Origin of the sequence: Streptomyces sp. NPDC015532 (assembly GCF_043078065.1) — a bacterium.
Lineage (GTDB): Bacteria > Actinomycetota > Actinomycetes > Streptomycetales > Streptomycetaceae > Streptomyces.
The window spans coordinates 394793-421503 of the sequence record NZ_JBIBSY010000003.1; the positions used below are offsets into that span (position 1 = coordinate 394793).

The following is a 26711-nucleotide window of genomic DNA, read 5'->3' on the forward strand; positions in this document are numbered from 1 at the left end:
CTGACTGCCCGTCATGATTTCTGACGGGCGGGATGGTTGTCGGCCCTGGATGCAGGACGCCCGTGGTCCTGGGTGGTCATTTCTGTTCTCTACGCAGAAGGATCACTGGGGAGCCACGGGCCTGGTCAACGATACGACGCTGCTGCTCGACCTCGACGGGTGCCCGTCATACGGGTCGAGCGGTGCGAGGACGGTGGGCGCCGGGTCCACCTGGCCACGGCAGATGCCTCGGCCCGGGGCTGCCCGGCCTGGATAACCGCCAGCATGCGATTCCATCAACCAGGTGTCAGGGTTCCCCGGACGGCTCGGGCCAGAAGCCAAGCCGTACAGAGCCAACTCTGCCGACGGGACGACAGATGCATGGCCGCCGACATTCTCATACCTGGGCGGGCGGACATGTGGCGCAGTGCCAGGCGTCGAGAGGTCAGGCAGCATCCCTGCCAGTGCTTGCGGTGACCTCGCACGCTTTCCCCAAGTTGTCCCATCGTGATTGCATGCGTCCGCAACTATCTGGGGAGTGATCTTGATGTCGCAGGGAAGTGCGTTAGCAACTGGCTGTATCGTCGCTGGTCAGCGGAACTCGTGAACGTCCCGCTTCTTGTAGAGATACGCACATGAGGACCACGGCCCGGCGGCCGCGGTCCTCTTCGCGTTTTCCTGGATCGAGGTGGCTCAAGGACTCCCGGGGTGAGGGCCGTCCGAGCGTCCTCGGCATCGCGGGCGGCGGCCGGTGTGGTTCCGGCCGCCGCCCGGCGGAAGGGTTCAGGTGCGCCTGCGCGCGTCGCGTGGCGTCAGTTCGAGGCGCTGCCCGAGACCCACTCGCTCCACGGCATGTTCCAGTCGCTGAGGCCGTTGCCCGGGGCCACCGTGGCCTTGTCCGCGGAGTTCTTGACGATCACGACGTCACCGGTCATCGAGTTGTCGAAGAACCACGCGGCGGGCTGCTTGCCGTCGCCGGCGTTCCTGACGTCCTTCAGGCCCACGCAGCCGTGGCTGGTGTTGACCTTGCCGAAGACCGAGTCGCCGCCCCAGTAGTTGCCGTGGATGAACGTGCCCGAGTCGGTCAGGCGCATGGCGTGCGGTACGGCCTTGATGTCGTACGAGGGCTTGCCGTCCTTCTCCGTGAGGCCGACGGTCGCGGCGTTCATGTGGACGTGCCGGTACTTCTCGGAGATCACCATCTGACCGTTGTACGTCGGGTGCTCGGCGCTGCCGGACGAGATCAGGATGGTCTTGACCGTCTTGCCGTCCCGTACGACGGACATCTGCTTCGTCTTGGCGTCGACGGTGCTGATCTGGCTCCGGCCGACCTTGAACGTGACCGTCTTCTGGACGCCGTCGACGGTCATGGTGACGCTCACGGTGGAGCCGGGCTTCCAGTAGTGCTCGGGGCGGAAGTCCAGGCGGCTGTCGCCGAGCCAGTGGCCGACGACCTGCTCGCCGCTGCTGGAGCTGACCTGGATCTTCGACTCGACGGCGGCCTTGTCACCGATCGCCCTGTCGAAGGTGAAGCTCACCGGCATGCCCACACCGACGGTCGAGCCGTTCTCGGGGGAGAGGTGCCCGAGGAAGTCGTTGGCCGGGGAGACCGTGGAGATCGCGGCGTTCCCGGTGACGGAGCGGCCCTTCGCGTCCTCGGCCTCCGCGGCGACCTGATAGCGCGTGGCCTGCTTCAGCGGCCCGTTCGGCGTCCAGGCCGTGCCGTCCGCGGAGAGGGTGCCCGGAACCTCGGTGCCGGTCGCGACGGCGGTCATGGTCACCTTGGTGAGTCTGCCGTCGCTGACGGTGACCTTCACCGGGTCGTTGATCCCGACATCGTGGGCGTGCCCGGGCGTGATCTTTATTCGGGCGTCGGAGGTGTCGGAGGTGTCGGAGGCGCCCTGGGGGGCCGCCTGGGTCGCCTGTGCCCGCGTCTCCGAGTGCGTCCCGGTGTCGTTCGTGGCGGCATAACTGGTACCGCCCAGTGCCGTGAGTGCGAGTGCCCCGGCCGTAGCCATCAGCCCGGTGCGTCGCTTGCGTACGGTGATCAAACGCTTCTCCCATGCCACTGGTCGGTGAATCCTGGGACCGATTGCCAGGTACGGCCATCAGTCCCAAAGAAGTATTTTTGCGCATTAGTCCGTTTTGTGGGGTGAATTGTGGCGGGTCTCACGCGGCACGCGTGCGTCGCCGACGCCCCGCTCGACGGCCGGACGGCGCGTGATCGACCCACTCCCACCGATCGGCCCAGGCCGCACGGCGATACGGAGGCGAGGGGTCCGGCGCGACCGGCGCCCGGCCCGCCACCGGCCCGCCCTGAGCCGCGCCCTCCGGGCAGGTCACTGATACTGAGGAAATGGGCAAACTTGGGCGAAACGTCCCAGCGAGCCGACGGGGCGACCGCGTGCCGCCGAAGGCCGTGTCGCCGGAAGCCGGCTCGGAAGCCCGTCGCCATTCGGCCGGCCGACGTCTGCTGCCGTTCCGGAAGCCGCGCAGCGTCGCCGGGCAGGTCTTCCTGCTGCAACTGGTGGTCGTCCTGCTGCTCGTCGCCACGGCCGTGGTGGTGCTCGTCATCCAGGACCGCAATCGCGCGATCCAGGAGGCCGGCGACCGGTCACTGGTGGCGGCCGAGTCGTTCGCGAACGCCCCGGGCACCGCGGACGCGATGAAGAGCGATGACCCGACGGCGGAACTCCAGCCACATGCCGAGGTCGTGCGCAAGAAGACCGGCGTCGACTACGTCGTGTGCCTGAGCCCCTACGGCTTCCGGTGGACCCACCCGGACCCGGACCAGATCGGGAAGCACGTATCGACCTCCTACGGCCAGGCGCTCGGAGGTGAGCCCCACCAGACCACGTTCGACAGCAGCCTGGGGAAGGCGGTCGACTCGACGGTGGCCGTCTTCGACGAGAAGGGGAACGCGGTCGGCCTCGTCACCGTGGGGGTCACGGTGGACAAGGTGAGCAATGTGGTGCAGCGCCAACTGCCGGTGATCTTCATCTCCGGAGGCGTCGCGCTGCTGCTGGCCGCCGGCGGCTCGGCACTGGTCAGCGGGCGTCTGCGGCGCCAGACCCGGGGCCTGGGGCCGGTGGAGATGACCCGGATGTACGAGCACCACGACGCGGTGCTGCACGCGGTCCGGGAAGGCGTGATCATTCTGGACGCTGACGGAAGGCTGCTGCTGGTCAACGACGAGGCGCGCCGGCTGCTCGCCCTGCCGCCGGAGGCCGAGGGCAAGCTGGTCACCGGACTCGGGCTGAGCCCGGGCCTGGCCGCGCTGCTGGGCTCGGGCCGGGCGGCCACGGACAAGGTCTTCCTGGCCGGGGACACCCTGCTCGCGGTCAATGTGCGGCCGGTGGGCGCGAAGGGGGGCAGCGTGGCCACCCTGCGGGACACCACGGAGCTGCGCGCCCTCGCGGGCCGGGCCGACGTGGCGGGCGGGCGCCTGCAACTGCTCTACGAGGCCAGCACGCGGATCGGTACCACCCTCGACGTGAAGCGCACCGCCGAGGAACTGGCCGAGGTGGCGGTCCCGCGCTTCGCCGACTTCGCCACCGTCGAGCTGGGGGAGCCTGTAATGCGCGGTGGTGACCCGACGGGGGCGAATATGGAAATGCGGCGCATCGCAGCCGAGGGCATCCGGGACGACGCGCCCCTTTACCCCGTCGGGACGCGTATGCCCTACGTGCCCGACAACCCCGTGGCCATCGGTATGACCGCCGGCCGGCCGGTCCTGGTGGAGAACCTCGCTCTGGCCGACGGATGGCGGGCCCAGGACCCGGAGCGGGCCCAGCAGGTCATCGAATACGGTATCCACTCCATGATCTCGGTGCCGCTCCGGGCTCGAGGCCAATTGCTGGGGGTCGTGGACTTCTGGCGCTCGGAGCAGGAGCCCTTCGAGCCGGACGACCTGTCCCCCGCCGAGGAACTCGCCGCCCGGGCGGCCGTGTGCATCGACAACGCGCGCCGCTACACCCGCGAGCACACCACGGCCGTCACCCTCCAGCGCAGCCTGCTGCCCGGCATGCTTCCCGAGCTGTCCGCCCTGGAGGTCGGACACCGTTACCTGCCCGCCCAGGCCGGGGTGGGCGGCGACTGGTACGACGTCATCCCGCTGCCGGGCGCCCGGGTGGCCCTGGTGGTCGGCGACGTCGTCGGACACGGTCTGCACGCCGCCGCGACGATGGGGCGTCTGAGGACCGCGGTGCACAACTTCGCCGCCCTGGACCTGCCCCCGGACGAGCTGCTCGCGCACCTGGACGAGCTGATCACCCGGATCGACCAGGACGCGGCGGCGGAGGGCAACACCGAGGCCGTCACCGGTGCCACCTGCCTGTACGCGGTCTACGACCCGGTCACCGGGAGGTGTGTTCTCGCCCGGGCCGGTCATCCCGGTCCGGCGCTGGTCTCACCAGACGGCTCCGTGACCTTCCCCGACATCCCCGTCGCCCCGCCACTCGGCGTGGGAGGAGGCCTGCCGGTCGAGACGGCCGTACTCCGGCTGGCCGCCGACAGCCGGCTGGTCCTCTACACCGACGGCCTGGTCGAGGCCCGCGGCCGCGACATCGACGTCGGGCTCGGCATGCTCAGGGAGGCGCTCGCCGATACGGACGGCGCCACCCCGGACGACACGTGCCGGGTGGTCCTCGACGCGATGCTGCGCACCAGATCGAGTGACGATGTCGCCCTGCTCGTCGCACGCACCCGGCTGCTGGACCCGGAGCAGGTCGCGGAGTGGGAGGTGCCCGACGACCCCGCGGCCGTCCCCCGGATCCGCGCCGAGGCCACCCGCCGGCTGGAGTCCTGGGGGCTCGGCGAGGCCGTCTTCACGACCGAGCTGATCCTCAGCGAACTGGTGACGAACGCCATCCGGTACGGAGGAAGCCCCATCAGCCTGCGGCTCCTGCGCGACCGCGACAGCCTGATCTGCGAGGTCGCCGACGGCACCAGCACCTCCCCGCACCTGCGCCGCGCGACCCTCACCGACGAGGGGGGCCGCGGCCTGTTCCTCGTCGCGCAGATGTCCCGCCGCTGGGGAACCCGGTACACCGACCGGGGCAAGATCATCTGGGCTGAGCAGGCGCTCGACGCCGGAGCGCTGGGAGACCTGGGCGCTCTCCTGATGGCCGACCTGTGACGCGGGACGGAGGAACGGAAACCCCGGACCGTCGCCCCGGGGTGTGCGCCCCCGGAGCGTTCAGGAGCCGTCGTCGACCGTGAAGTACGGGATCTTGGCCGGGTCCTGGCCGAAGGCGGACCCGAGATAGACGGCCGACAGTTTGGTGAGCGTCCCGTCGTCGATCAGCTGTCTGATGATCCGGTCCAGCTCGTCCTTGTTGCGTGACCCCTTCGGGTACAGGGCGCCGTACCCCTGGTCGGTCTTGTACTGGCCCACGAGGCGCACCTTGCCCTCCCGCTTCTGGGGATACGCCAGCAGGATCGTCGTGTCGTGGACGACCGCGTCGATCCGTCCCTCCTCCAGGGCCGTGACCATGTCCGGGTCGTTCGGGAAGGAGGTGACGGGCTTGGTCGGCTTGAGGCGCTCCTTGACGAACTCCTCGCCCGTGGTGCCCTCGGCCACGCCGATGCGGACGTCACGGATGTTGTCCTCGTTGATCTTCTCCCCGTCCCTGATCAGCACTCCCAGGGTCGAGGAGAGGTAGGGCGGGGAGAACTCGGCGACCTTGCTCCGTTCCGGGGTGATCGTGATCTGCGCCAGGGCCAGGTCGAAGTCCTTGGTCTTTCCGGACACGACCTCCGGGAAGGGAGCGTTCTCGACCTTCACCCGGTTGAGTCCGGACCGGTACGCGATGTTGGCGGCCATGCAGTACTCGTAGCCGCTCTTGATGGAGTCCGGTGTGTCACCGTTCCACCAGCCGGGTGCGGGCAGGGTGGTTTTGACCGTGAGGGCGTCCGCCGTCTTGGGCGACAGGTGGAACTCCCCGTAATGACCCGAGATCGGGCAGTCGCCGTAGTGGGTCTTCGGCGACTCCGACCCGCCCTGGTCGCAAGCCGATGTCGCGACGATGAGCGCCACGCTGACAGCCAGAGAGACGGTCGCTGCCGCGGCGCGCATCATTGCACCTCCGGTAGGGGCATACTCCTTGATTCACCATAAATCACCCCGAACCATACGACTGCCGGAGCCGCGTGGGAGGACTCCGGGGCGCGGGTCGGATTCCCGTCTTCGGGCGGTGCCGCCGTGGCCGCCGCAAGCGTGAGCCTTGTCCCGGCCCGGCGGCTGCCCGTGCCTCCCGGCTGCGAAACGTGACGTTAACGCTGGAAACAGTTTTGACATGAACACTTCCGCAAGGTGGTTGCCTGTTGTACCAAATGAGGGCCAGCTTTCCCGCTCAGGGAGGTCTCGTGAGACGCGTCAAATTGCTGTCCGCCCTTGCCACCTTCGGCCTCGCGATGATGTTCAGCCTGGCGCTGACCGGTCCGGCACACGCTGCCGGGCCGGCCTATGTCGCGCTGGGGGATTCGTACTCGGCAGGCAACGGCGCAGGAAACTACGACAGTTCGAGCGGAGGCTGCCACCGCAGCCTCAGCGCCTACCCCTATCTGTGGAAAAACGCCCACGCACCGTCCTCGTTCGCCGACACCTCCTGCTCGGGCGCGGTCACCACGGATGTGACGAACAGCCAGCTCGGCCCGCTGACCTCCGCCACCGGGCTCGTCTCCCTCACCATCGGCGGCAACGACGCCGGCTTCTCGGACGTCATGACCACCTGCGTGACCGGCTCCGACACCGACTGCGTCAACCGGGTGAACTCGGCCGAGAACTACGCCCGGAACACGCTCCCCGCCCGCCTCGACGCCACCTACGACGCCATCCGAGCCAAGGCGCCCAACGCCAAGGTGGTCGTTCTCGGCTACCCGCACGTGTATACCCTCAACGTCTTCTGCGTCGGCCTCAGCGGCACCAAGCACAGCAAGATCGACGAGGCTGCCGACGTCCTCGACACCGTCATCGCCGCCCGTGCCGCCGCCCACGGCTTCGTCTTCGGTGACGTCCGCACCACCTTCGGCGGCCATGAACTGTGCTCCAGCGACGACTGGCTGCACTCCCTGGTGATCTCCCCGAGCTGGGAGTCCTACCACCCCACCGCCACCGGCCACGCGAGCGGCTACTACCCCGTCCTCAACGCCAACAGCTGACCTCCTCGCGGGGCGCGCGTCCTCCGGCCGCGGAGGCCGCGCGCCCTGTGGGGCCGGCGAACACGCGGGCTATCGCATATCGCATACATCGAAGGGGTAGAGGTCTCTCCGTCACCGACCGGAGTGAGGTAGCCCTTCCATGTCGACTTCAGCATCCCGTCGCCCCGACCGGTCCGCCGACCCGCTTCCGGGCGACCGCACGGTCATCGACCGGCTCGTGACGGCCAACCGTGCGTACGCGGCCAGGTTCGTGGACACCGGCAGGGACGCCCGCCCTGTTCAACGCGTCGCCGTCGTGGCCTGTATGGACGCGCGCATCGACCTCCATGCCGCGCTCGGACTCCAGTTGGGCGACTGCCACACCGTGCGCAACGCGGGCGGCGTCGTCACCGACGACACCATCCGCTCCCTGACGATCAGTCAGCGTGCCCTCGGGACCCGTAGCGTCATCCTCATCCATCACACCGGCTGCGGGCTGCAGAGCATCACCGAGGAGTTCCGGCACGAGCTGGAGATGGAGGTCGGGCAGCGGCCGGCCTGGGCGGTGGAGGCGTTCCGTGATGTCGACCAGGACGTACGGCAGTCGATGCAGCGGGTCCGTACTTCACCGTTCCTTCCCCATACCGGCGACGTCCGCGGCTTCGTCTTCGACGTCACGACCGGATTGCTGAGGGAGATCGACCCGCGGGTGTGAGTCTTCCGGTTCCCCGGTTCCCCGGCTCCCCTGTTCTCTTGGTGCGGGGTGCGGGGTGCGGGGTGCGGGGTGCCGGGTGGGGGAGTCGTGGCGTACGGCGAGAGAGCAGGGCTCCTGGAATCGGCCGCGTACCTCCCTGGTGCACCTTGAGATCGAGCTGCATACTGTATGCAGTTTCTCGATTCCTCGGTTTCCCGTGGGAAGTCGTTCGCGAGGAGGGGGCAGCCCCGTGTCCTACCGCACTTCTCTCTCTGCCGTCCTGGCCGAAGTCGTCGCGCCCGCCGCCGAAACGACGGCCGGGGAAGGCAGGTTCCCCCGGGACGCCGTGTCGGCCTTCGGTCGTGCCGGGCTCCTCGGTCTCACCGTCGCCGCGGGATCCGGAGGTGGCGGGCTCGGGCTTGCGGAGGCCGTCGACGTGGTCGCGCGGACCGCCCGTGTCTGCCCCGCGACCGCCGCCGTGCTCACGTCCCATTTCGCCGCGGTCGCCGCCATCGAGTCCTGCGGGGGTTCCTGGGTGCGGGAGGAGATCGCCGCCGGGCGGCACCTCGTCGGCCTCGCCCTGTCCGAGGGCGGATCCGGCGAAGCGGGGGAGGACGAGCCGTACGGGAGGGAGTTCGGGAGGCCCCGCTCCGGCGCCGCCCGTTTCGCGGACGTGGTCGCCCTGCGGGGCCGTAAGCGGCAGGTGGTCGCGGCGGGTGAGGCCGACAGCTACCTCTGGTCCTCGCGACGGCTCGCGGGGCGGGACGGTCTGACGCTGTGGGTCGTTCCGGCGCAGGCCGCGGAACTGTTCGTCCCGGCCCGGCCCGCGGGGGGAGGGCCGAACGGCAGTGCCACGTCCACCCTGTCCGCGGATCCGGTGCTCGTTCCCGCCGACGTGATGCTCGGACGGGACGGTGGAGGGCTCGACATCCTGCTGAACGGCGTGCGGCCGTGGCTGCTGGAACTGAGGGCGGCCATCGACGGCGCACTCCCGGGACTTGGTCACGGCACCGACGCAGCCGGCACCTTCCGGCCGGGCGCCGACGCTCTCGGGCGTGGGGGTGGTGATCTCCGAACCGGCCCCGGCACGCTCCGGCCCGGGGGCGAACACCTCCGGCCGGCGCCCGCGGCGTGATCCGGCGGGCGGCGCCGGTGATGAGCCCCGTGCGGGAGACCCCTCGGTCAGTCCTGGTTCGCCCCGGCGGCGAGCTGCTTGCGATAGAAGCCGGTGGTGCGCTCGGTGTGCTTGCGCATGACCTCGCCTGCGCGGTCGGAGTCGCCCTTGGCGATGGCCCTGATGAGCTGGGCGTGCTCGTTCCAGGCCTCCTTGCCGCGGGGCCGCGCGATCGGCGTGTAGTACCAGCGCACCTTCTGGCTCACCCCCGCGATCAGTTCGGCCAGGACGGCGTTGTCGGCGATCGAGGTGATGAAGGTGTGCAGGGCGGTGTTGGCCGCGACCAGTCGCTCGATGTCGCTCGCGGCGAGCGCGTCGACGCCCTCCTGGTGCAGCTGCCAGAGTCTCTCGACATCCTCGGGCTTCGCTTGCTGGGCGGCGAGTTGGGCCGAGTAGATCTCCAGAACCGCGCGGACACCGAGGAGTTGGGCGGCCTCCTGCTCGGTGGGGGAGTGGACGAAGGCTCCCTGCGCGGGACGAAGGTCGACCCAGCCGTCGGTCTGGAGCCGCTGGAGTGCCTCCCGCACGGGCTGGCGGCTGACTCCGAGGTGCTCGGCGAGCTCGGCCTCGACGAGATGCTGGCCGGGCTTGAGGGAGCCGCTGACGATCAGCTCGGTCAGGGCGTCGTACACCGCCTGCCGGAGCGGGGCCGGGCGGGTGACGCGCCGGGCCGCGGCGGCCGTGAGTGCCTCGCGCATGGGAACCCCGTTCCGCCACCGGCCCGCGCGGGGCCGACGGCTCTGCCAAGAGGTGGCCGCCGGGAGGGTCGCCGACGGTCGCGTCAGGATACAGGTTTTCGTATGCAGGATGGCGGGTTGCCGGGGGGTGGTCCCAGGCCGGTCGGGGTCTCACCCGAGGCCGGGGCTCCCGGCGATGAGGTGACGCCGGTGCGCGGTTCGCCCTGTCGGAGGGTGTCGTCCGCCGCCCGTGGTGTTCGTCGCTGTCACTCCAGCGGTCAATTGCCGTACAGCGTAAGAGGGTTGATTCGGATTGAGTTCTGTATACAGAAGCCTGTATGGGGTAGTGTTCAAGTCTCCCGCACGCATCGCCGGGGACCCGCACGACGGAAGGCGGAGCGATCATGACGGCCAGCGTGAGTGACATGACGGTCGAAGGCGTGGTCCGGACGGCGGCGGCCGTCCATCGGGATCAGCGCGGCGCGCTCCTGCCCGTACTGCACGCGGTACAGGCCGAGTTGGGGTGTGTGCCCAAGGAGGCGATTCCCGTGCTCGCCGACGAGTTCAACCTCTCCCGGGCGGACGTCCACGGAGTGGTGACCTTCTACCACGACTTCCGCGCGGAACCGGCCGGACGCGTCGCCGTGCGCGTCTGCCGGGCCGAGGCCTGCCAGGCGCTCGGCGCCGACGGCCTGGTGACCTACGTCCGCGAGGCCGGACTGGCGCTCGGGGAGACGAGCGCGGACGGCGCGGTCACGGTCGAGCAGGTCTTCTGCCTCGGCAACTGCGCCCTGGGCCCCTCGGTCGAGGTGAACGGCCGGCTGTACGGACGCGTCGGACCTGCCCGGCTGGGCTCGATACTGAACGGGGAGGTCTCATCGTGAGGGGCGAGGCCGACCTTCCCGTGCTGAGCGACGAAGCCGGCCTTCCGGTGTTGAGCGAAGAGGCCGGTCCTCCGATGGTGAGCGAAGAGGCCGGTCCTCCGATGGTGAGCGACGAGGCCGGCCTTCCCGTCGTGAGCGATGAGGTCGACGACGCGACGCACCCCAAGGCCACCGTCTACGTCCCCCGCGACTCGGCGGCCCGGTCCGTCGGCGCCGACGAGGTAGCGGACGCCCTGCGACAGGCCGCCCTACGTGGCGACTTCGCCCTCGACGTCGTACGCAACGGCTCACGCGGCCTGCTCTGGCTGGAACCCCTCGTCGAGGTGGTGACCCCGCACGGACGCGTCGGATACGGACCCGTGGCCCCGGCCGACGTCGAGGACCTGCTCGCCTCCGGCATGCTCGACGGCGCCGACCATCCGCTGCGGATCGGTGTCGTGGACCAACTCCCGTGGCTGGCCCGGCAGAACCGGGTCACCTTCGCCCGGATCGGTGTCACCGACCCGCTGTCCACGGACGACTACCTGGCGCACGGCGGCCTCGCCGGGCTGCGCGCCGCGCTGGAACGCCCGCCCGCGGACGTGGTCGCCGAGGTCACCGCGTCCGGTCTGCGCGGCCGGGGCGGCGCGGGATTCCCCGCCGGCGTCAAATGGAAGACGGTGCTCGACTGCACGGACGACCTGAAGTTCGTCTGCTGCAACGCCGACGAGGGCGACAGCGGTACCTTCGCCGACCGGATGGTCATGGAGGGCGACCCCTTCATGCTCATCGAAGGCATGACCATCGCCGCGTACGCGGTCGGCGCGCGCGAGGGCTACCTCTACATCCGCTCGGAGTACCCGGACGCGGTGGCCACCATGCGGGCCGCGATCGGCATCGCACGTGAACACGGCTGGCTCGGCGAAGGCATTCTCGGTTCCGCGCTCTACTTCGACCTGCACGTCCGCGTCGGCGGCGGCGCGTACATCTGCGGCGAGGAGACCTCCATGCTGGAGAGCCTGGAGGGCAAGCGCGGCATGGTCCGCGCCAAACCCCCGATCCCGGCGATCGAGGGCCTGTTCGGCAGACCGACCGTGGTGAACAACGTGCTCACCCTCGCGACCGTCCCCGTCGTGCTCGCGTCCGGCGCGCGGGCCTACGAGGAACTCGGTGTCGGACGCTCGCGCGGCACCCAGGTCTTCCAGCTCGGAGGCAACATCGCGCGCGGCGGCATCGTCGAGACCGCGTTCGGCGTCACCCTGCGCGAACTGGTCGAGGACTACGGCGGCGGCACGTTCTCCGGGCGGCCGGTGCGCACGGTTCAGGTCGGTGGACCGCTCGGCGCCTATCTGCCGACGTCGATGTTCGATCTGCCGATGGACTACGAGGCCTTCGCGGAGGCCGGCGCGATGGTCGGCCACGGAGGTGTCGTCGTCTTCGACGACAGCGTCGACATGGCCGCCCAGGCCCGCTTCGCGATGGAGTTCTGCGCCGCGGAGTCCTGCGGCAAGTGCACGCCGTGCAGGGTCGGTTCGGTACGCGGTGTCGAGGTCATCGACAAGATCGTGGCCGGCCGGCACCGGGACGAGAACCTGGCGCTCCTGGAAGACCTGTGCGACCTGATGACCGACGGCTCGCTGTGCGCGATGGGCGGGCTGACCCCGATGCCCGTACGGAGCGCCCTCACCCACTTCCCTGACGACTTCCTCGCTCGCGACACCGGCCAGGAGGCCAACTCCCGGCAGCCGAGCGGCGCGAGGAGGGAGGCCACGTCATGACACTGCTCAAGGAACCTGACTTCGGAACCCCGGAACGGCCCGGCGAGGCCACGGTGACGGTCGAGGTCGACGGGCTTGCGGTGACCGTCCCCGAGGGCACCTCGGTGATGCGCGCCGCCGCGCTCGCCGGAGTCGACATACCCAAACTGTGTGCCACCGACAGCCTGGAGCCGTTCGGCTCCTGCCGGCTGTGCGTGGTGCAGATCGACGGCCGGCGCGGCACCCCGGCCTCCTGCACCACTCCGGTGGCGGACGGGATGACGGTGCGGACCCAGACACCGAAGGTGGAGAAGCTCCGCCAGGGTGTCATGGAGCTGTACATCTCCGACCATCCGCTCGACTGTCTCACCTGCCCAGCCAACGGCGACTGCGAACTCCAGGACATGGCGGGCGTGGTGGGTCTGCGGCAGGTGCGGTACGGCTACGAGGGCGAGAACCACCTCGAAGCCGAGAAGGACACCTCCAACCCCTACTTCGACTTCGACCCGTCCAAATGCATCGCCTGCTCGCGCTGCGTGCGCGCCTGTGGCGAGGTGCAGGGCACGTTCGCGCTCACCATCGAGGGGCGCGGCTTCGACTCCAAGGTCTCGCCCGGCGCCGCGGAGACGTTCATGGACTCCGAGTGTGTCTCCTGCGGGGCCTGCGTCCAGGCCTGCCCGACCTCCACGCTCCAGGAGAAGTCGGTGGTCGAACTCGGCATGCCGACCCGCTCGGTGGTCACCACCTGCGCCTACTGCGGGGTCGGCTGCTCCTTCAAGGCCGAGCTGCGCGGCGACGAACTCGTGCGCATGGTGCCGTACAAGGACGGCGGCGCCAACGAGGGGCACTCCTGCGTGAAGGGCCGCTTCGCCTTCGGATACGCCACCCACCCCGACCGGGTGCTCAAGCCCATGGTCCGTGACAGGATCACCGACCCCTGGCGCGAGGCCGGGTGGGACGAGGCCATCGGTACGGTCGCCCGGCGGATGCGGGACATCCAGCGCCGGCACGGGTCGGGATCGATCGGCGCGATCTCCTCGTCGCGGTGCACCAACGAGGAGGTGTACGTCGTCCAGAAGCTGGTGCGCGCCGCGTTCGGCAACAACAACGTGGACACCTGCGCCCGCGTCTGCCACTCGCCGACCGGGTACGGACTCAAGCAGACCTTCGGAGAATCGGCCGGAACCCAGGACTTCCGCTCCGTGGCGGAGGCCGACGTCATCGTGGTGATCGGGGCCAACCCAACCGACGGACACCCGGTGTTCGCCTCCCGCATGAAACGACGCCTGCGCGAGGGCGCGCGGCTGATCGTCGTCGACCCCCGCCGCATCGACCTGGTGCGCTCACCGCACATCGAGGCCGCGCACCACCTTCAGCTCCGGCCCAGCACCAATGTCGCCGTCGTCAACGCCATGGCCCATGTCGTCGTCACCGAGGGACTGGTCGACCGGTCCTTCGTGGACGCCCGGTGCGAAGGGTTCGACGCGTGGGCGGAGTTCGTCGCCCGGCCAGAGAACAGCCCGGAGGCCACCGAGGAGGTCAGCGGCGTCCCCGCCGCCCAACTGCGCGCCGCCGCACGCCTGTACGCGACGGCACCCAACGGTGCCATCTACTACGGCCTCGGCGTCACCGAGCACAGCCAGGGTTCGACCATGGTCATGGGAATGGCCAACCTCGCGATGGCGTGCGGCAACATCGGCCGCGACGGCGTCGGGGTCAACCCGCTGCGCGGCCAGAACAACGTCCAGGGCTCCTGCGACATGGGCTCCTTCCCGCACGAACTGCCCGGCTACCGCCATGTGTCCGACGACGCCGTCCGCGAGGTGTTCGAGAACCTGTGGGGCGGCACCCTCCTCGCCGAACCCGGACTGCGCATCCCCAACATGTTCGACGCCGCGATCGACGGGACCTTCCGCGGCCTGTTCGTGCACGGCGAGGACATCGCGCAGTCCGACCCCAACCTCCAGCACGTCACCGCCGCGCTCGAAGCGATGGAACTCGTCGTCGTGCAGGACCTGTTCCTCAACGAGACGGCCAGGTTCGCGCATGTCTTCCTGCCCGGCGCGTCCTTCCTGGAGAAGGACGGCACGTTCACCAACGCCGAACGCCGGATCAACCGGGTGCGCGCGGTGATGAAGCCGAAGACGGGAAGGCACGAGTGGCAGATCGTGTGCGACATCGCCACCGCCATGGGCTACCCGATGGCGTACGACCATCCCGGCCGGATCATGGACGAGATCGCTGCGGTCACGCCGACGTTCACGGGAGTGTCCTTCGACCTGCTCGACAAACTGGGCAGTGTGCAGTGGCCGTGCAACGACGCCGCTCCCGGGGGGACACCGGTGATGCACGTCGACGCCTTCGTGCGCGGCAAGGGCCGGTTCGTCGTCACCGCGTACGTGCCGACCAACGAGCGCAGCACCCGGCGTTTCCCGCTGGTGCTCACCACCGGGCGCATCCTCAGCCAGTACAACGTCGGCGCGCAGACCCGCCGTACCGGCAATGTCGCCTGGCATCCGGAGGACATCCTGGAACTGCACCCGCACGACGCCGAGGTCCGCGGTATCACCGACGGAGCGATGGTGACGCTGGCCAGCCGGGTCGGGCGGACGACACTGCGGGCGGAGATCTCCGACCGGATGCCGGCCGGCGTCGTCTACACCACGTTCCACCACCCGGTGACCGGTGCCAACGTGGTCACCACCGAGAACTCGGACTGGGCGACCAACTGCCCCGAGTACAAGGTGACCGCGGTCCAGGTCGGGCTCGCCCATCCGCTCGGGCACGGCGACGGGACATCGCGGCGGGCCCGGGGCGAGGGGTCCGTACGCGCCGGGGACGAGACGCCGCGGCCGGACGCCGACGACGTCCTCACGGTGGTGGACTGAGATGACGGCGACCGTGCCTCCCGAGCGCCGGATGGCGAACGACATCGCCATGAACCTCGGTCACCTGCCGGAGGAGTCGGCCGCCGAGGCCATCGCCGGTCACATCGGCCGCTTCTGGGACCCACGCATGCGGTCCCGGCTCCTCGCGTACGCCGACGCCGGAGCCGACGGCCTGCATCCGCTGGTGATAGCGGCGGTGCGGCTCATGCGCTGAACGAAGGCCCGCACGAGGCAGGAAGCGGAAGAGGGGGCGTGGATGCTGTTCCGGCAGTTGGAGTACTTCGTGGCGGTCGCCAGGGAGCGGCACTTCGCGCGGGCCGCGGGGACCTGTTACGTCTCGCAGCCCGCGCTGTCGGCGGCCATCGCCAAGCTGGAGCGGGAGTTGAACGTCACGCTCATCAACCGCGGCCACACCTACCAGGGCCTCACGCCCGAAGGGGAACGGCTCGTCGTGTGGGCCAAGCGGATCCTCGCCGAACAGGACGCGTTCAAGGCCGAGGTGGCCGCCGTGCAGTCGGGCATCACGGGGACACTCCGCCTCGGGACGGACCCCACGGCCTCGACGACCCTGGCGATGCCCGTGGCCGCTTTCTGCGCGGCGCACCCGCTCGCCAAGGTCCAGGTCCGCTCCCGGCTGTCGACGGACGAACTCCACCGACAGATAAGGGACTTCGAGCTCGACGTCGCCATCGCCCACTTCGATCCGGGCGACCGTGAAGGTCTTCAGGTCGTCCCCCTCTACGAGGAGAGGTACATGCTCCTGGTCGCCGACGACCAGCTCATGTCCCAGGCCGGCGCCATGACCTGGGCGGAGGCGGCCCAGCTCCCGCTCGCCCTGCTGACCCCCGACATGCGCATCCGCCGGCTCATCGACGACGTCTTCGCGGAGAAGGGATGTGTGGTGACGCCCCAGGTGGAGACCGACTCCATCGCCGCGCTCTACGCGCACGTCGGCGGCGGCGCGTGGGCCAGCATCGTTCCGCACACCTGGCTGCGCGCCATGCCGGTGATCGGCAGGACGCGCGCGCTGCCGCTGGTCGACCCGGAGGCGGGCGCCCAGGTGTCGGTGGCGATCCACGCGGGGACGCCTGGTTCGGTCGCCGCGCGTGCCTTCGTGAACGCCGCCACCGGGCTCGCGCTGGACGAGGTCTTCGGACAGCCCCTGCCGCACGAGCACTGGGTGCGCTGAGACCGGCCGGACCCGCCGGACTTCGGCGTTCGGAGTCCCCGTCCGCCCTTGATAGACGCTGTTTATCGGCTGGTCGCCGATGGGTCTTGGACGCGGGCGAGCGGGTTGACGATGGTGGGAGGAGCAGCCGTACCGACCGGACCTGCCCAAGGAGGACCTCGGACCATGACCGCTCCCTCGACGCCGGAGACCGCGGCGAACGCCGACGCGCAGACCGAGCTCACCGACGGGTATCACCTGGTCGTCGACGCGTTGAGGATGAACGACGTCGACACCGTCTACGGCGTCGTCGGCATCCCGATCACCGACCTGGCCCGCCTCGCGCAGGCACGGGGCATCCGCTACATCGGCTTCCGGCACGAGAGCAACGCGGGTCACGCGGCGGCGGCCGCCGGCTTTCTCACCAAGAGGCCCGGCATCTGCCTGACCGTGTCCGCGCCGGGATTCCTCAACGGTCTGGTCGCGCTGGCCAACGCCACCACCAACTGCTTCCCCATGGTGCAGATCTCCGGCTCCAGCGAGCGGCACCTGGTCGACCTCAGGCAGGGCGACTACGAGGAGATGGACCAGCTCGCCGCCGCGCAGCCGTTCTGCAAGGCCGCCTACCGGGTGAGCCGCGTGGAGGACATCGGCCGGGGCATCGCCCGCGCCCTGCGCACCGCCGTCTCGGGGCGCCCGGGGGGCGTGTATCTCGACATCCCCGCCGCGGTCCTCGGCTCCATCATGGACGCGCGGGCGGGCGCGAGGACACTGAGCCGCCTCGTCGACCCCGCGCCGCGACAGTTCCCGGCGCCCGAGGCGGTGGACCGGGCCGTCGACCTGCTCGCGGGCGCCGAACGCCCGCTGCTCGTGCTCGGCAAGGGCGCCGCGTACGCGCAGGCCGACGAACGCGTCCGCGAGTTCGTGGAGTCCACCGGCATCCCGTTCATCCCGATGTCGATGGCCAAGGGCCTGCTGCCGGACGACCACCCGCAGTCGGCGGCCACCGCCCGTTCGCTGGCCCTGAAGAAGGCCGACGTCGTGATGCTCGTCGGCGCCCGCCTCAACTGGCTGCTGAACCACGGTGAGGCGCCGCAGTGGAACCCGGACGCCCGGTTCATCCACGTCGACATCGAGGCCAGGGAGATGGACAGCAACCAGCCCATCGCGGCCCCGCTCGTCGGCGACATCGAGTCGGTGCTGGAGGCGATCGCCGAGCGCGCCAAGCCCGGCCGGATCGCGGCCCCCGCCGCCTGGCGGGCGGAACTGGGCGCGCGGTCGGCACAGAACGTCGCGAAGATGGCGGAGCGGCTGAAGGCCGATCCGCACCCCATGCAGTTCATGGGCGCGCTGAAGGCCGTGCGCGACGTCGTGCGCGAGCGCCCGGAGACGTACATCGTCAACGAGGGCGCGAACGCGCTGGACATCGCGCGCAACGTCATCGACATGCACGCACCGCGGCACCGCCTCGACAGCGGTACCTGGGGTGTCATGGGCATCGGCATGGGCTACGCGATCGCCGCCGCCGTCGAGAGCGGCGACCCGGTCGTCGCCGTCGAGGGCGACAGCGCCTTCGGCTTCAGCGGAATGGAACTGGAGACGATCTGCCGGTACAGGCTGCCCGTCGTCACGGTCGTCATGAACAACGGCGGTGTGTACCGCGGCGACGACGTCAACCCCCTCGGCGACGCGCCGTCCCCGACCACCCTGATGCTCGCGGCCCGCCACGACCGGATGATCGAGGCGTTCGGCGGCAAGGGCTACCGCGCGACGACTCCGGCCGAGGTCACGGCGGCGCTCACCGAGGCCCTGGCCTCCGGCGGCCCGGCGCTCATCGACTGCGTCATCGACCCCTCCGCCGGAACCGAGAGCGGCCACATAGCCCACCTGAACCCGAAGGGCATCACGGGCGGCAACATCACGCCGACCAGGTGAGCCCCGAACTCCCCACCCGGACACCTGGTTCCGGCACCGGCACGATGGCGGCTGGGTGGAGTCGTCGGCCGCTGGTGATCCGGGGTCCGGCGTGGGATCGTTTCGCGGTGACCGATACCGCTCTCGGAACGAACGCGTCGGGACGCCCCGACGACCGTCTGCCGTCCGTGTTCCGCTTCGCGACGGAGATCGTGGCCTGGGTGGCCACGCCCTGGGCCCTGGCCGACCGTTCGTGGCTGCTCGCCGTGGCTTCCGTGGTGCTGCTCATCGGTCTGCCGACCGTCTTCGCCACCCCGGGGGACAAGTCCAACGTCCTTGTGCCGGTGCCGGGTTGGGTGACCGTGGTGCTGGTACTGCTTCAACTCGTCGCGGCGGTGGTGTTCTCGTGGCTCGCCTGGCCCGCCTGGGCGGCGGTTCCCGTCACCGTGCTGGCCGCCGCGACCTGTGTGACGGAGCGCGGGCGCTGGCAGTGGCTGCTGAGCCGGGCCGGGTGAGACCGCCCGGTGGCCTGAATCCCCGTCCTGGCACAGCCCGTTCCGGCCCGCGCGAGGTCAGCCGCTCGTGCCGAAGTGGCTGCCGGTGGTCTCGCCGTCGGGCGTGATCGCCGCGGCGACGCAGCGGAACACCCGTAGCCCCTCCGCCCATTGCGGGGCGGTCGGCGGCAGGACGTCCACGTCCCAGCGGGTGGCGTCCGAACGGCTCGTCGACGTGAGGGAGTCACGCAGGACCTGCTGGGAACACAGCGCCCTGACGTCGGGATGCCTGACGAGATCCCTCGCGTTGTACGTCGTCCCGTCCTTGGGCAGCGGGGCGATGGCGAAGGTCTGCCACACGTGTGAGACGTGACAGTCGGCGCGGCTGACGGTGATCGTTCCCGAGATGTCGGTGATGCCGCTCCAGCACTCCGGGGTCGTGACACAGCGGCCGCCCACCCCTTCGACGTCGGCGGCTGCGCAGCCGCTTCGCGTGGTCCGTGCGCCGCCGAAGGCCGCGCCCGCGCCCGGCGAGGCGGTGTCCGAGGTGCCGGGGGTCGGGGACCCGCTCGCCGAGGAGCCGGGGCCGCCCGGCGACCCGTACTCATGGACCACCCAGGTGACGGACACGCTCACCGAGATCACGGCCGCCACCACGCCGATCAGGCCGGGACGCCACCGTGAGGACCCGAGCGTCGCCGGTTGGGCCACCGTGCTCGCCTCTCCAGCGGCGGCGGGCCGGCCGTGACCGTCCTCCGTCCGCCCGCCGTCGGCCCGAGGCCGGCCGTTCCCGCATGCCCTGCCGGCTCGGCCGTCCGGCCGCGCAGGCCCCGGAACCCGCGGGTCCGAGGGCGGTGGGGGAGGGGTGGAGGACGTGGAAGGCGTGTCCCGGTGGGCGGGAAGGGTGGTGGCCGTACGGGGTACCGACCCGAACGCACCCTGTACGGCGCTGTCGACGTCGACGGCCGCCAGGGCGTCCCGCAATGATGACGCGTCCTGTGTCCGAGAGGCCGGATCCGTCTCCAGGGCCTGTCTGAGCACCGCGTTGAGGGCGTTCGGCACGTTCGGCAGGTCGGCGTAGGGCCAGGTGTGCCGGACGATGAGCTCCGCGAGAGTGAGCTGGGTGCCGTCGTCGGGATGGTGCGGCGGGCGGCCCCGCAGGAGGGCGTAGAGCGTCGCGGCGAGCGAGTAGACGTCGCCCGTCGTCGTGGGCTCGGCCAGGTGGAAGGCCTCGGGCGGCGCGTACGCCGGGGTGAGCGCCTCGCGCGTCACCGACAGGTCCCGTCCGGGCCTGGGCATGGCGGCCAGTCCGAAGTCGGTGAGGGCGGCGGTGCCGTACCGGTTGACCATGATGTTGCCCGGCTTGATGTCACGGTGCAGCACCCCGGAGGCGTGCGCCGCTGCCAGGGCGTCGGCGATGCCGAGCCCGATGTCCCGGGCCTCCTTGACGGCGAGCGGTCCATGGCGGTGCAGACGCTCGCCGAGCGAGCCGCCCGGACACAGCTCCATGACCATGTACGGGCGGTCGTCGCCGAGGACACCCGCGTCGTAGACCGGGACGACGTGCGGATGCCCGGACAGCCGGCCCGCGGCGGTGACCTCGCGCAGGAAGCGCTGCCGGTCGCGGTCCGAGTCCAGCACCCTGCTGTCGACCTTCAGCGCGACTTCCCGGCCCACCGCCACCTGGTGCGCCCGGTAGACCGTGGCGAAGCCGCCCCGGCCGAGGATCCCCTGGATCTCGTACCCGGAGAGTTCCACGTGCTCGTACCGCATGGTGCCGTCATCCCCCAACGCACAGCCCACCCACGGCAGAAGCTCCGGCCGGGGACCGCGCCGACTCTAGCCCAGCCGTGCGGGCGCTCACGCCTCGTCCGCGAGTTCGGCGAATCCGTCCAGCAGGGCCGCGGCCACGGTCACGTCGCCGGTGAGCGGGCGGTCCCGCATGTCCGGGTCCAGCGCCGCAGCCGCGCGGGCGTAGGCGCGGCCCGCCGGGGTGCCGGGCGCGGGCGGAGTACCCCTCAGCCGCAACGCCCTTACGGCGGAGACGAGTTCGCAGGCTACGACCAGGCGGTACGCCTGCGCCGCCCGCAGCGCCTTGCGGGCGGCCTGGGGTGCGAAGGTCGCCGCCTCCTCCAGGCCCTGGGACAGCACGACATGCCCCAGCGAGGCCGGGGTGGCGCACGCCTGAATCTCCGCGAGGGCCGAGGCGGCGCTGTACTCCAGGATCATCATCCCGGACCCGGCCGAGGAGGCGTCGGCCAAGTAGGAGCGCAGTCCCGTCAGTTCGGGGCGGCCCAGGGCGGACAGCCGCGCCGCCGAGAGCCGGGCCGTGCCGAGCACGGCGAGGGCGAGCTGGTCGAGCGCGAGAGTGAGCGGTGCGGTGAAGAAGCCGCCGTGATGCCGGGCGACGGGATCGCCCGTGATGCCGTCCCAGCCGATGAGGGGGTTCTCGGCGGCGGAGTTGAGGTCGATGGACAGCACCCGGTCCAGGCCGGACCACGCCTCCATCGCGGGGCCGTGGGCCTGCGGGAAGCACCGGAAGCCGAAGGGGTCCTGCACCCGTGCCGGTGCGCTGTCCGGCAGCCCCGGTACACCCGGGTCCCCACCGGTCGCGGTGCCGAGCAGCCACCGGACGCGTGCCGCCACCTGTGCGATCGCCGGGTGGGCGGGGGCCGTGTGGACCTCCGGTGCGTACGGTTCGAGGGAGCCGTCCACCGCGTGCAGGGCGAGCGCGGCCACGGCGTGTGCGGCACGCAGCGGGATCCCGAGGTCGTGCCAGGCGAGAGCGGACTCACCGAGGGTGAGGGCATTGCTGCTCAACAGGGCCAGCGCGTCCCCGCGTTGCAGGAGAAGGCGCTCGGGGAGCGAAGCCCCGGCGAGCAGCCTTTCGGGCCGCGGGCTCTCGGGCGACGGGTCGTCGGCGACCAGGCTTTCCGAAACCGTCCGGTCCCGTGTCCAGGTGTCGTGGCCGAAGAGCGCGAGTCCCAGCCGGGCCAGGGCCGTCAGATCACCGGTGCCCACGGAGCCGTACTCCAGCACCCGGGGATGCAGTCCCGCTCGCAGCGCCTGCGCGACGGCCGCGGGGATCTCGGGGCCCAGCCCCGAACCGCCGGCCAGGAGCTGATTCGCGCGGACCGCCATCATCGCGCGGACCAGGCGGGCCGGCAGGGCCTCGCCCGCGCCGCCCGCGTGGCTCAGCAGCAGCCGCAGGTCGTGGCCCGCGCCGTCGTGCTCCTCGACCGCGAGTCCCCGGTGCGCTCCCACGCCGGTGCTGCGTCCGTAGACGCGGGCACCCTCGGCGGCCAGGCGCTGGGCCGCCCGACGGGTGTGCTCCATCGCGTCGAGCGCCGCCGGGCACAGGGAGAGCGGGGTCGCCTCATCGGCGATCCGGGCCACCGTGGCGGCGTCGAGGCCCCGGCCGTCGAGGACGACACCGGGCGGCGCGCTCACGGAGGCAGGGCGGTCGGCGGCCGGGGTGCCGGGGGCTGTGCGGGCCGTGCGGTCGAGCATGACGGTCGTTCACTCCTCAGCCGTACGCCGTCGCCGTCACGAGCCCGGGCCGGGAGGACGTCCTCCCGGCCCTGGGCACTCGTCCGGCGTGCGGTGCCGGTGTCAGCTCAGTCCCGCCGAGGCCAGCCAGTTCTTGGCCACGTCCAGCGGGTCCTTGTTGCCGTCCTGCACGTCGCTGTTCAGCTTCACCAGGGTTTCGGTGTCGAGCTTCGCCGAGACGTCGTTGAGGACCGAAACCCCGGCCGCGGGAAGGGCGCTCTTGTATGTCAGGGGAGTGACATTCTCGAACCCGAAGAGATTCTTGGGGTCCTGGAGCACGACAAACTTGTTCTTGCCGATTCCGGGGTCCGTCGTGAAGATGTCCGCGGCCTGGATGCTGTTCCCCTTCAGTGCCGCCACGGTGAGCGGGCCGCCCGCGTCCAGGGCCTTGAAACTCTTGAAATCGAGACCGTATACGGACTTCAGGCCCTTCAGGCCCTGCTGCCGGGTCTGGAACTCGGGCGAGCCGCCGACGACCAGGTCCTTCGCCGCGTCGGCGAGGTCGCTGATGGTCGACTTCTCCGTGAGGTCGTACTTCTTGGCCGTCGCCTCGTTCAGGGCGATCGCGTCCTTGTCCTGGGCCTGGGACGGGATCAGCAGCGAGAGCTTGGGGTCGAGCTTGGCCGAGATGGCCTGGCTGGTCTCTTCGACGGACGTCGGAGCGGCCTTGGCGTCCAGGTAGGCGAGCAGCGCGCCGTTGTACTCCGGAAGGACCGTGATCGTACCGTTCTTGATCAGACCGTACGTGGTCTCGCGGCTGCCGATGTTCAGCTTGTAACTGACTTTGATGCCCTTGGACTTGAGGGCCTCGCCGTAGATGTCGGCGAGCAGGATGCTCTCGGGGAAGTTGTTGGAACCGACAACGACCGTACCGGCCTTGGCGGTGTCGCCCTTCAACGGGTCCTTGCCGTCGGTGTCGTCGGAGGAGCCGCAGCCCGTCAGCGCGGCGGCGGCCACAAGCAGCAGGGAAACAGCGGAGGTTGCGGAGGTTCGAGTGCTTCTGGCGATGGTCACTTGGTCATCCAGACTTGGCAATCGGTGGGGCGGTGGTGGCTGGTGGGCACGGGCGACGGTCCTGACGATCCAACCGAGCCGCCTCAAGTACCGTCAAGACACGAATAGATCACTGATGGGGACCGTACAGCTTCAGCCCGTAGGCGCAACGTGACCGAAAGGGGATCGAACCAGGCGTCCTCGCGTGCCACTTTTCGGTTGATCATGGCCGTACTCTGACGGCAGCCGCTAGTGTTGGCCGCGTCGAGGGCCCCCTTCCACTTGTCGGCCCGATCGCGCTGCTCGTGACCATTGATCCATGCAGGCGGCCTGCTACGAGGCTTCCAACGGGGTATGAAGTCAAGGAGGTTGGGTGCCCGCGCACAGAAAAGCCGCCTCGGGGCAGCCGTCCAATGCTCTCGGGACCGGCCGGACACCATCCCTGCTGGACCGCTGGCCCTTCCGCCGGAAACTCAATGTTCTGGTGATCGTGCCGCTCGCGGTCATCTCGGTGATGCTCGCCTATGTCGTCTCCGGTGAGATCGGCCGGGCCCGGTCCGCCGCCGACACCGCCCAACTCGTCCGCGACAGCGCGCAGGTGACGAAACTCATCGACGCCGTGCAGACCGAGCACCGGCAGGCCCTCCTGGTCTCGCTGCGTTACGAGGCCGCGCCCTCGGGGGAGAGCGCGCCGGACACCGCCGCCTATCTGGCGGCGCAGGAGCAGGTCGGTACCCGCATCGACGCGGTCCGGGCCGCCTACGGCGACCGGCTGCCCGACGGCGAGGCCCAGGCGCTCAAGGAGCTCGAAGGCCTGGACAGCCTCCGCAAGACCGTCGAGCAGGGGCCGATCCCCGCCGACAACATCGACCCCGCGTACGGATCGGTGATCGAGGGGCTCATCGACGGCCTCGGTCTCGGCCGGTCGGGCAGCGAGTCCTCCGCGTCGGCAGGCAGTCTGCTGGACGCGCTGCTGCGGGCCGACACCGCCCACGCGTCCTTCGAGACCAGCGTCTTCGCCGCCCGCACCCGTGACTCCAACGCGCTCATCGAGTTCACCGGCGCCGTCGGCGACTACGACCAGTACACCTACCAGGCCGAGCGGTTCACCCGGTTCGCCGGCACGGAACAGGGCAGCGACCTCGCCGAGATCGAGCACAGCCCGTACCAGAGCGTCATCACCCAGCACTGGGCCGCGCTCCAGGTCGACACCGGAGCGCTGGTCGCCGAGAACGCGACACAGCTGCGGGCCGCGCTCGACGAGGCGCTGCGCGCCGGTCCCACCTACGAGCGGCAGGCCGAGAACCGGCTGAAGATCGTCCAGTCGCTGATCGGCGGGATCGCGGGGAACGCCCAGTCCGCGTCGAACGCCGCCTGGTGGCGGGTGGTCTGGCTGATCGCCGGCATCCTGGCCGCGTTCGCCGCCTGGCTGCTGTTCTCCGTACTGACCCGGCGTTCCGTGGTGCGGACCGTACGGACCCTCACGGCGGCGGCCCAGCATGTGGCCGGCGCCGCGGCGAGTGAGCTCGCCCGCGTCGCGGACGACGACGCCGACGACGCGAGCCCACCACGGCTGGAGGCCGTTCCCGTGCTGGTGCGCGACGAGATCGGTCAACTGGCCGAAGCCTTCAACCAGGTTCAGGTGACCGCGAGCGCGCTGCTGGAACGCCAGGTCGTCAGCCGGCGCAACATCGCCGAGATGTTCGGCAACGTCGGCCGCAGGGTCAGCAACCTCACGGCCCGCCAACTCGCCCTGATCGACTCGGTGGAGCGCGGCGAGACCGACCCCGAGGTGCTGGACCGGCTCTACCGCATCGACCACATCGCCGTCCGTCTCCAGCGCAACGCGGACAGCCTCATGCTGCTCGCCGGGATCAGCGAGACCGGTCTCAACACCGAACCGATGCGGCTCAGCAACATCGTCCGCGCCTCGCTCGGCCAGATCGAGGGCTTCCAGCGGGTGACTCCGCACGCCGAGGGCGATGTCGTCGTCGTCCCCGACATCGTCGGCGATCTGACCCTCATGCTCGCCGAACTCCTGGAGAACGCCGTGATGTTCTCCCCGGCGACCAGCGGCGTCGAGGTCGTCCTGCGGCCCCGTCACCACGGGGGCGGCGCCCTCGTGGAGATCATCGACCACGGGCTCGGCATGAGCCCCGAGCGGCTGGAGCAGGAGAACGCCCGGCTGATCCGCCGTGAGCGCCTCGACCTGGCGCCGACGGAGGTGCTCGGCCTGTTCGTGGTCGGCGGTCTGTCCCGGCGCTGGGGCATCGAGGTCGCCCTCTCCCGCACCCCGGGCGGCGGTGTCACCGCCACCGTCGCGGTGCCCGCGGTCCACCTCGTGCCCGGTGACCACGTCGCCGCCGCCGTCGCACAGGCCCCGCGGATGCAGCCTGCCGCGCGCCGCCCCGGTCCCGGTGAGCCGCGCAGGGCGCGGGTCGAGGCGCCGGCCGGACCCGCGGGCCTGCCCCGCAGGGTGCCCTCGCGGCCCCGTGGCGCCGAGTCCCCCGGCCACGCCCGCCGTTCGGAGGCGGCGGACACCGGCGCCGAGCGGGCGACGACGCACGGCGGTGCCCGGCCCGGCACCGGTCCCGACCCGGCGCCCACCGGCCCGGCGCGGTCCGGCGACGCCGGACCGCTGCGCCGCAGGGTGCGCGGGGCGACCCTGTCGGCCGGCACCGCCGCGAGCCGGCTGCCCAGACCCACCGAACCGCCCACCCACCGCAGGCCGCCCTCCTGGCAACCCACGGACGCCGAGGCCGCGCGCTCCGAACTCGACGAGTTCGAGGCCGCCGTCCTGCGGGCCGAGCGCGAGAGCGCGACCGAGGACCACACCGGCGCGGCCACCAGGCCGGGCGGCAGACCCGGCGGTCCGGCCGGGACCGACACCCAGAACAGAAGACCCTCTTCCCCGGAAGGCATGAGCACGTGACCATGTGGACAGGCGGGCCCGAGTCCCGGACAGCGGAACCCGCGGCGGACGTGAAAGCCGCCGCTGCCGACTTCAACTGGCTGCTCAACCGATTCGCCACCGAGACGGCCGGGGTCGTGGACGTGATCGGTGTCTCCTCCGACGGACTGCTCATCGCGGTGTCCCAACTGCGCGGCCAGGCCGACTCCGAGCGGCTCGCGGCGATCGTCTCCGGAATCACCAGCCTCGCCATGGGGGCGTCCGGCAACTACGGCCTCGGCAGCCTCAACAAGGTCATCATCGACCTGGAGGAAGGGCATGTGCTGGTGTCCGCGCTCGGCGCCGGAGCGGTGCTCGGCGTGGTCACCTCGAAGGAGGCGAAGCTCGGCAACATCGCCTACGAGATGACCCTCTTCGCCAACCGGGCCGGGGCGGTGCTGAGTCCGCAGCTGGTCATGGAACTGAAGAGAACCGTGGGCGTCGCACCGGCCGGCTGATGTCCGACGGCGC

The 26711-nt window shown here is 70.7% G+C and carries 19 protein-coding genes; 13 read left to right on the forward strand and 6 right to left on the reverse strand.

Translation table 11 applies throughout. The features are described from left to right. Positions 1-791 precede the first annotated feature (791 nt). The gene (locus ACF07B_RS12995) at positions 792-2030 is read right to left on the reverse strand and encodes an Ig-like domain-containing protein (RefSeq protein ID WP_392178986.1); all 1239 of its coding nucleotides are present in this window, start codon (positions 2028-2030) and stop codon (positions 792-794) included. 305 nt (positions 2031-2335) lie between these two features. Between ACF07B_RS12995 and ACF07B_RS13000 the strand changes: the two genes are divergently transcribed. Then, positions 2336-5116, forward strand: a complete 2781-nt coding sequence (locus ACF07B_RS13000) for a SpoIIE family protein phosphatase (RefSeq protein ID WP_392178987.1) — start codon at positions 2336-2338, stop codon at positions 5114-5116. A gap of 60 nt (positions 5117-5176) precedes the next feature. Here the strand turns inward: ACF07B_RS13000 and ACF07B_RS13005 are convergent, their stop codons facing one another. Further along, positions 5177-6055 carry an ABC transporter substrate-binding protein gene (locus tag ACF07B_RS13005; RefSeq protein WP_392178988.1) on the reverse strand — a complete coding sequence of 293 codons (879 nt, stop codon included), beginning with the start codon at positions 6053-6055 and terminating at the stop codon, positions 5177-5179. A gap of 290 nt (positions 6056-6345) precedes the next feature. Between ACF07B_RS13005 and ACF07B_RS13010 the strand changes: the two genes are divergently transcribed. The 3 genes from ACF07B_RS13010 to ACF07B_RS13020 all read left to right on the forward strand — a co-directional run bounded on the left by ACF07B_RS13010 (position 6346) and on the right by ACF07B_RS13020 (position 8948). Further along, positions 6346-7140 (forward strand): SGNH/GDSL hydrolase family protein, encoded by a 795-nt coding sequence (locus tag ACF07B_RS13010; RefSeq protein WP_369483801.1) that lies wholly within the window; start codon positions 6346-6348, stop codon positions 7138-7140. Positions 7141-7279: 139 nt separating this feature from the next. Continuing rightward, positions 7280-7834 (forward strand): beta-class carbonic anhydrase, encoded by a 555-nt coding sequence (locus ACF07B_RS13015; RefSeq protein ID WP_392178989.1) that lies wholly within the window; start codon positions 7280-7282, stop codon positions 7832-7834. A 229-nt stretch (positions 7835-8063) separates the two neighbouring features. Continuing rightward, positions 8064-8948 (forward strand): acyl-CoA dehydrogenase family protein, encoded by an 885-nt coding sequence (locus tag ACF07B_RS13020; protein ID WP_392178990.1) that lies wholly within the window; start codon positions 8064-8066, stop codon positions 8946-8948. A gap of 47 nt (positions 8949-8995) precedes the next feature. On the opposite strand, the gene ACF07B_RS13025 is transcribed toward ACF07B_RS13020, so the two are convergent. After that, entirely contained in the window at positions 8996-9685 is a 690-nt protein-coding gene (locus tag ACF07B_RS13025; RefSeq protein ID WP_369483804.1) for a GntR family transcriptional regulator, read from the reverse strand. 383 nt (positions 9686-10068) lie between these two features. Between ACF07B_RS13025 and ACF07B_RS13030 the strand changes: the two genes are divergently transcribed. The 7 genes from ACF07B_RS13030 (at position 10069) to ACF07B_RS13060 (ending at position 18769) form a co-directional block, all read left to right on the forward strand. Next, a complete protein-coding gene (locus tag ACF07B_RS13030) occupies positions 10069-10548 on the forward strand; it encodes an NAD(P)H-dependent oxidoreductase subunit E (protein ID WP_392178991.1) in 480 nt (159 codons plus the stop codon). 101 nt (positions 10549-10649) lie between these two features. Further along, positions 10650-12305, forward strand: coding sequence for a formate dehydrogenase beta subunit (locus tag ACF07B_RS13035; protein ID WP_392179202.1), 1656 nt, complete (start codon positions 10650-10652; stop codon positions 12303-12305). Further along, positions 12302-15172 carry a formate dehydrogenase subunit alpha gene (fdhF, locus tag ACF07B_RS13040; protein ID WP_392178992.1) on the forward strand — a complete coding sequence of 957 codons (2871 nt, stop codon included), beginning with the start codon at positions 12302-12304 and terminating at the stop codon, positions 15170-15172. Before ACF07B_RS13035 ends, fdhF begins: the two co-directional genes overlap by 4 nt. 1 nt (position 15173) lies before the next feature. Further along, positions 15174-15386 (forward strand): formate dehydrogenase subunit delta, encoded by a 213-nt coding sequence (locus ACF07B_RS13045; protein ID WP_369483807.1) that lies wholly within the window; start codon positions 15174-15176, stop codon positions 15384-15386. 42 nt (positions 15387-15428) lie between these two features. Then, positions 15429-16361 (forward strand): LysR family transcriptional regulator, encoded by a 933-nt coding sequence (locus ACF07B_RS13050; protein ID WP_392178993.1) that lies wholly within the window; start codon positions 15429-15431, stop codon positions 16359-16361. Between the two features lie 165 nt (positions 16362-16526). Continuing rightward, positions 16527-18275 (forward strand): oxalyl-CoA decarboxylase, encoded by a 1749-nt coding sequence (oxc, locus tag ACF07B_RS13055; protein WP_392178994.1) that lies wholly within the window; start codon positions 16527-16529, stop codon positions 18273-18275. A gap of 107 nt (positions 18276-18382) precedes the next feature. Next, complete coding sequence (locus ACF07B_RS13060) at positions 18383-18769, forward strand: hypothetical protein (protein ID WP_392178995.1); 387 nt, start codon at positions 18383-18385, stop codon at positions 18767-18769. A gap of 57 nt (positions 18770-18826) precedes the next feature. Here the strand turns inward: ACF07B_RS13060 and ACF07B_RS13065 are convergent, their stop codons facing one another. From ACF07B_RS13065 to ACF07B_RS13075, 3 genes are all read right to left on the reverse strand, one after another. After that, positions 18827-20521: a serine/threonine-protein kinase gene (locus ACF07B_RS13065; RefSeq protein WP_392178996.1), complete on the reverse strand. Its 1695-nt coding sequence runs from the start codon at positions 20519-20521 to the stop codon at positions 18827-18829. Between the two features lie 87 nt (positions 20522-20608). Beyond that, positions 20609-22258, reverse strand: a complete 1650-nt coding sequence (locus ACF07B_RS13070; protein WP_392178997.1) for an aromatic amino acid ammonia-lyase — start codon at positions 22256-22258, stop codon at positions 20609-20611. Positions 22259-22360: 102 nt separating this feature from the next. Beyond that, positions 22361-23305, reverse strand: a complete 945-nt coding sequence (locus ACF07B_RS13075) for an ABC transporter substrate-binding protein (protein ID WP_392179203.1) — start codon at positions 23303-23305, stop codon at positions 22361-22363. Between the two features lie 358 nt (positions 23306-23663). On the opposite strand from ACF07B_RS13075, the gene ACF07B_RS13080 reads away from it, so the two are divergent. Both ACF07B_RS13080 and ACF07B_RS13085 read left to right on the forward strand, forming a co-directional pair. Beyond that, the gene (locus ACF07B_RS13080; protein WP_392178998.1) at positions 23664-26222 is read left to right on the forward strand and encodes an ATP-binding protein; all 2559 of its coding nucleotides are present in this window, start codon (positions 23664-23666) and stop codon (positions 26220-26222) included. Positions 26223-26224: 2 nt separating this feature from the next. Further along, complete coding sequence (locus ACF07B_RS13085; RefSeq protein ID WP_326790727.1) at positions 26225-26698, forward strand: roadblock/LC7 domain-containing protein; 474 nt, start codon at positions 26225-26227, stop codon at positions 26696-26698. The last annotated feature ends 13 nt before the right edge of the window (positions 26699-26711 follow it).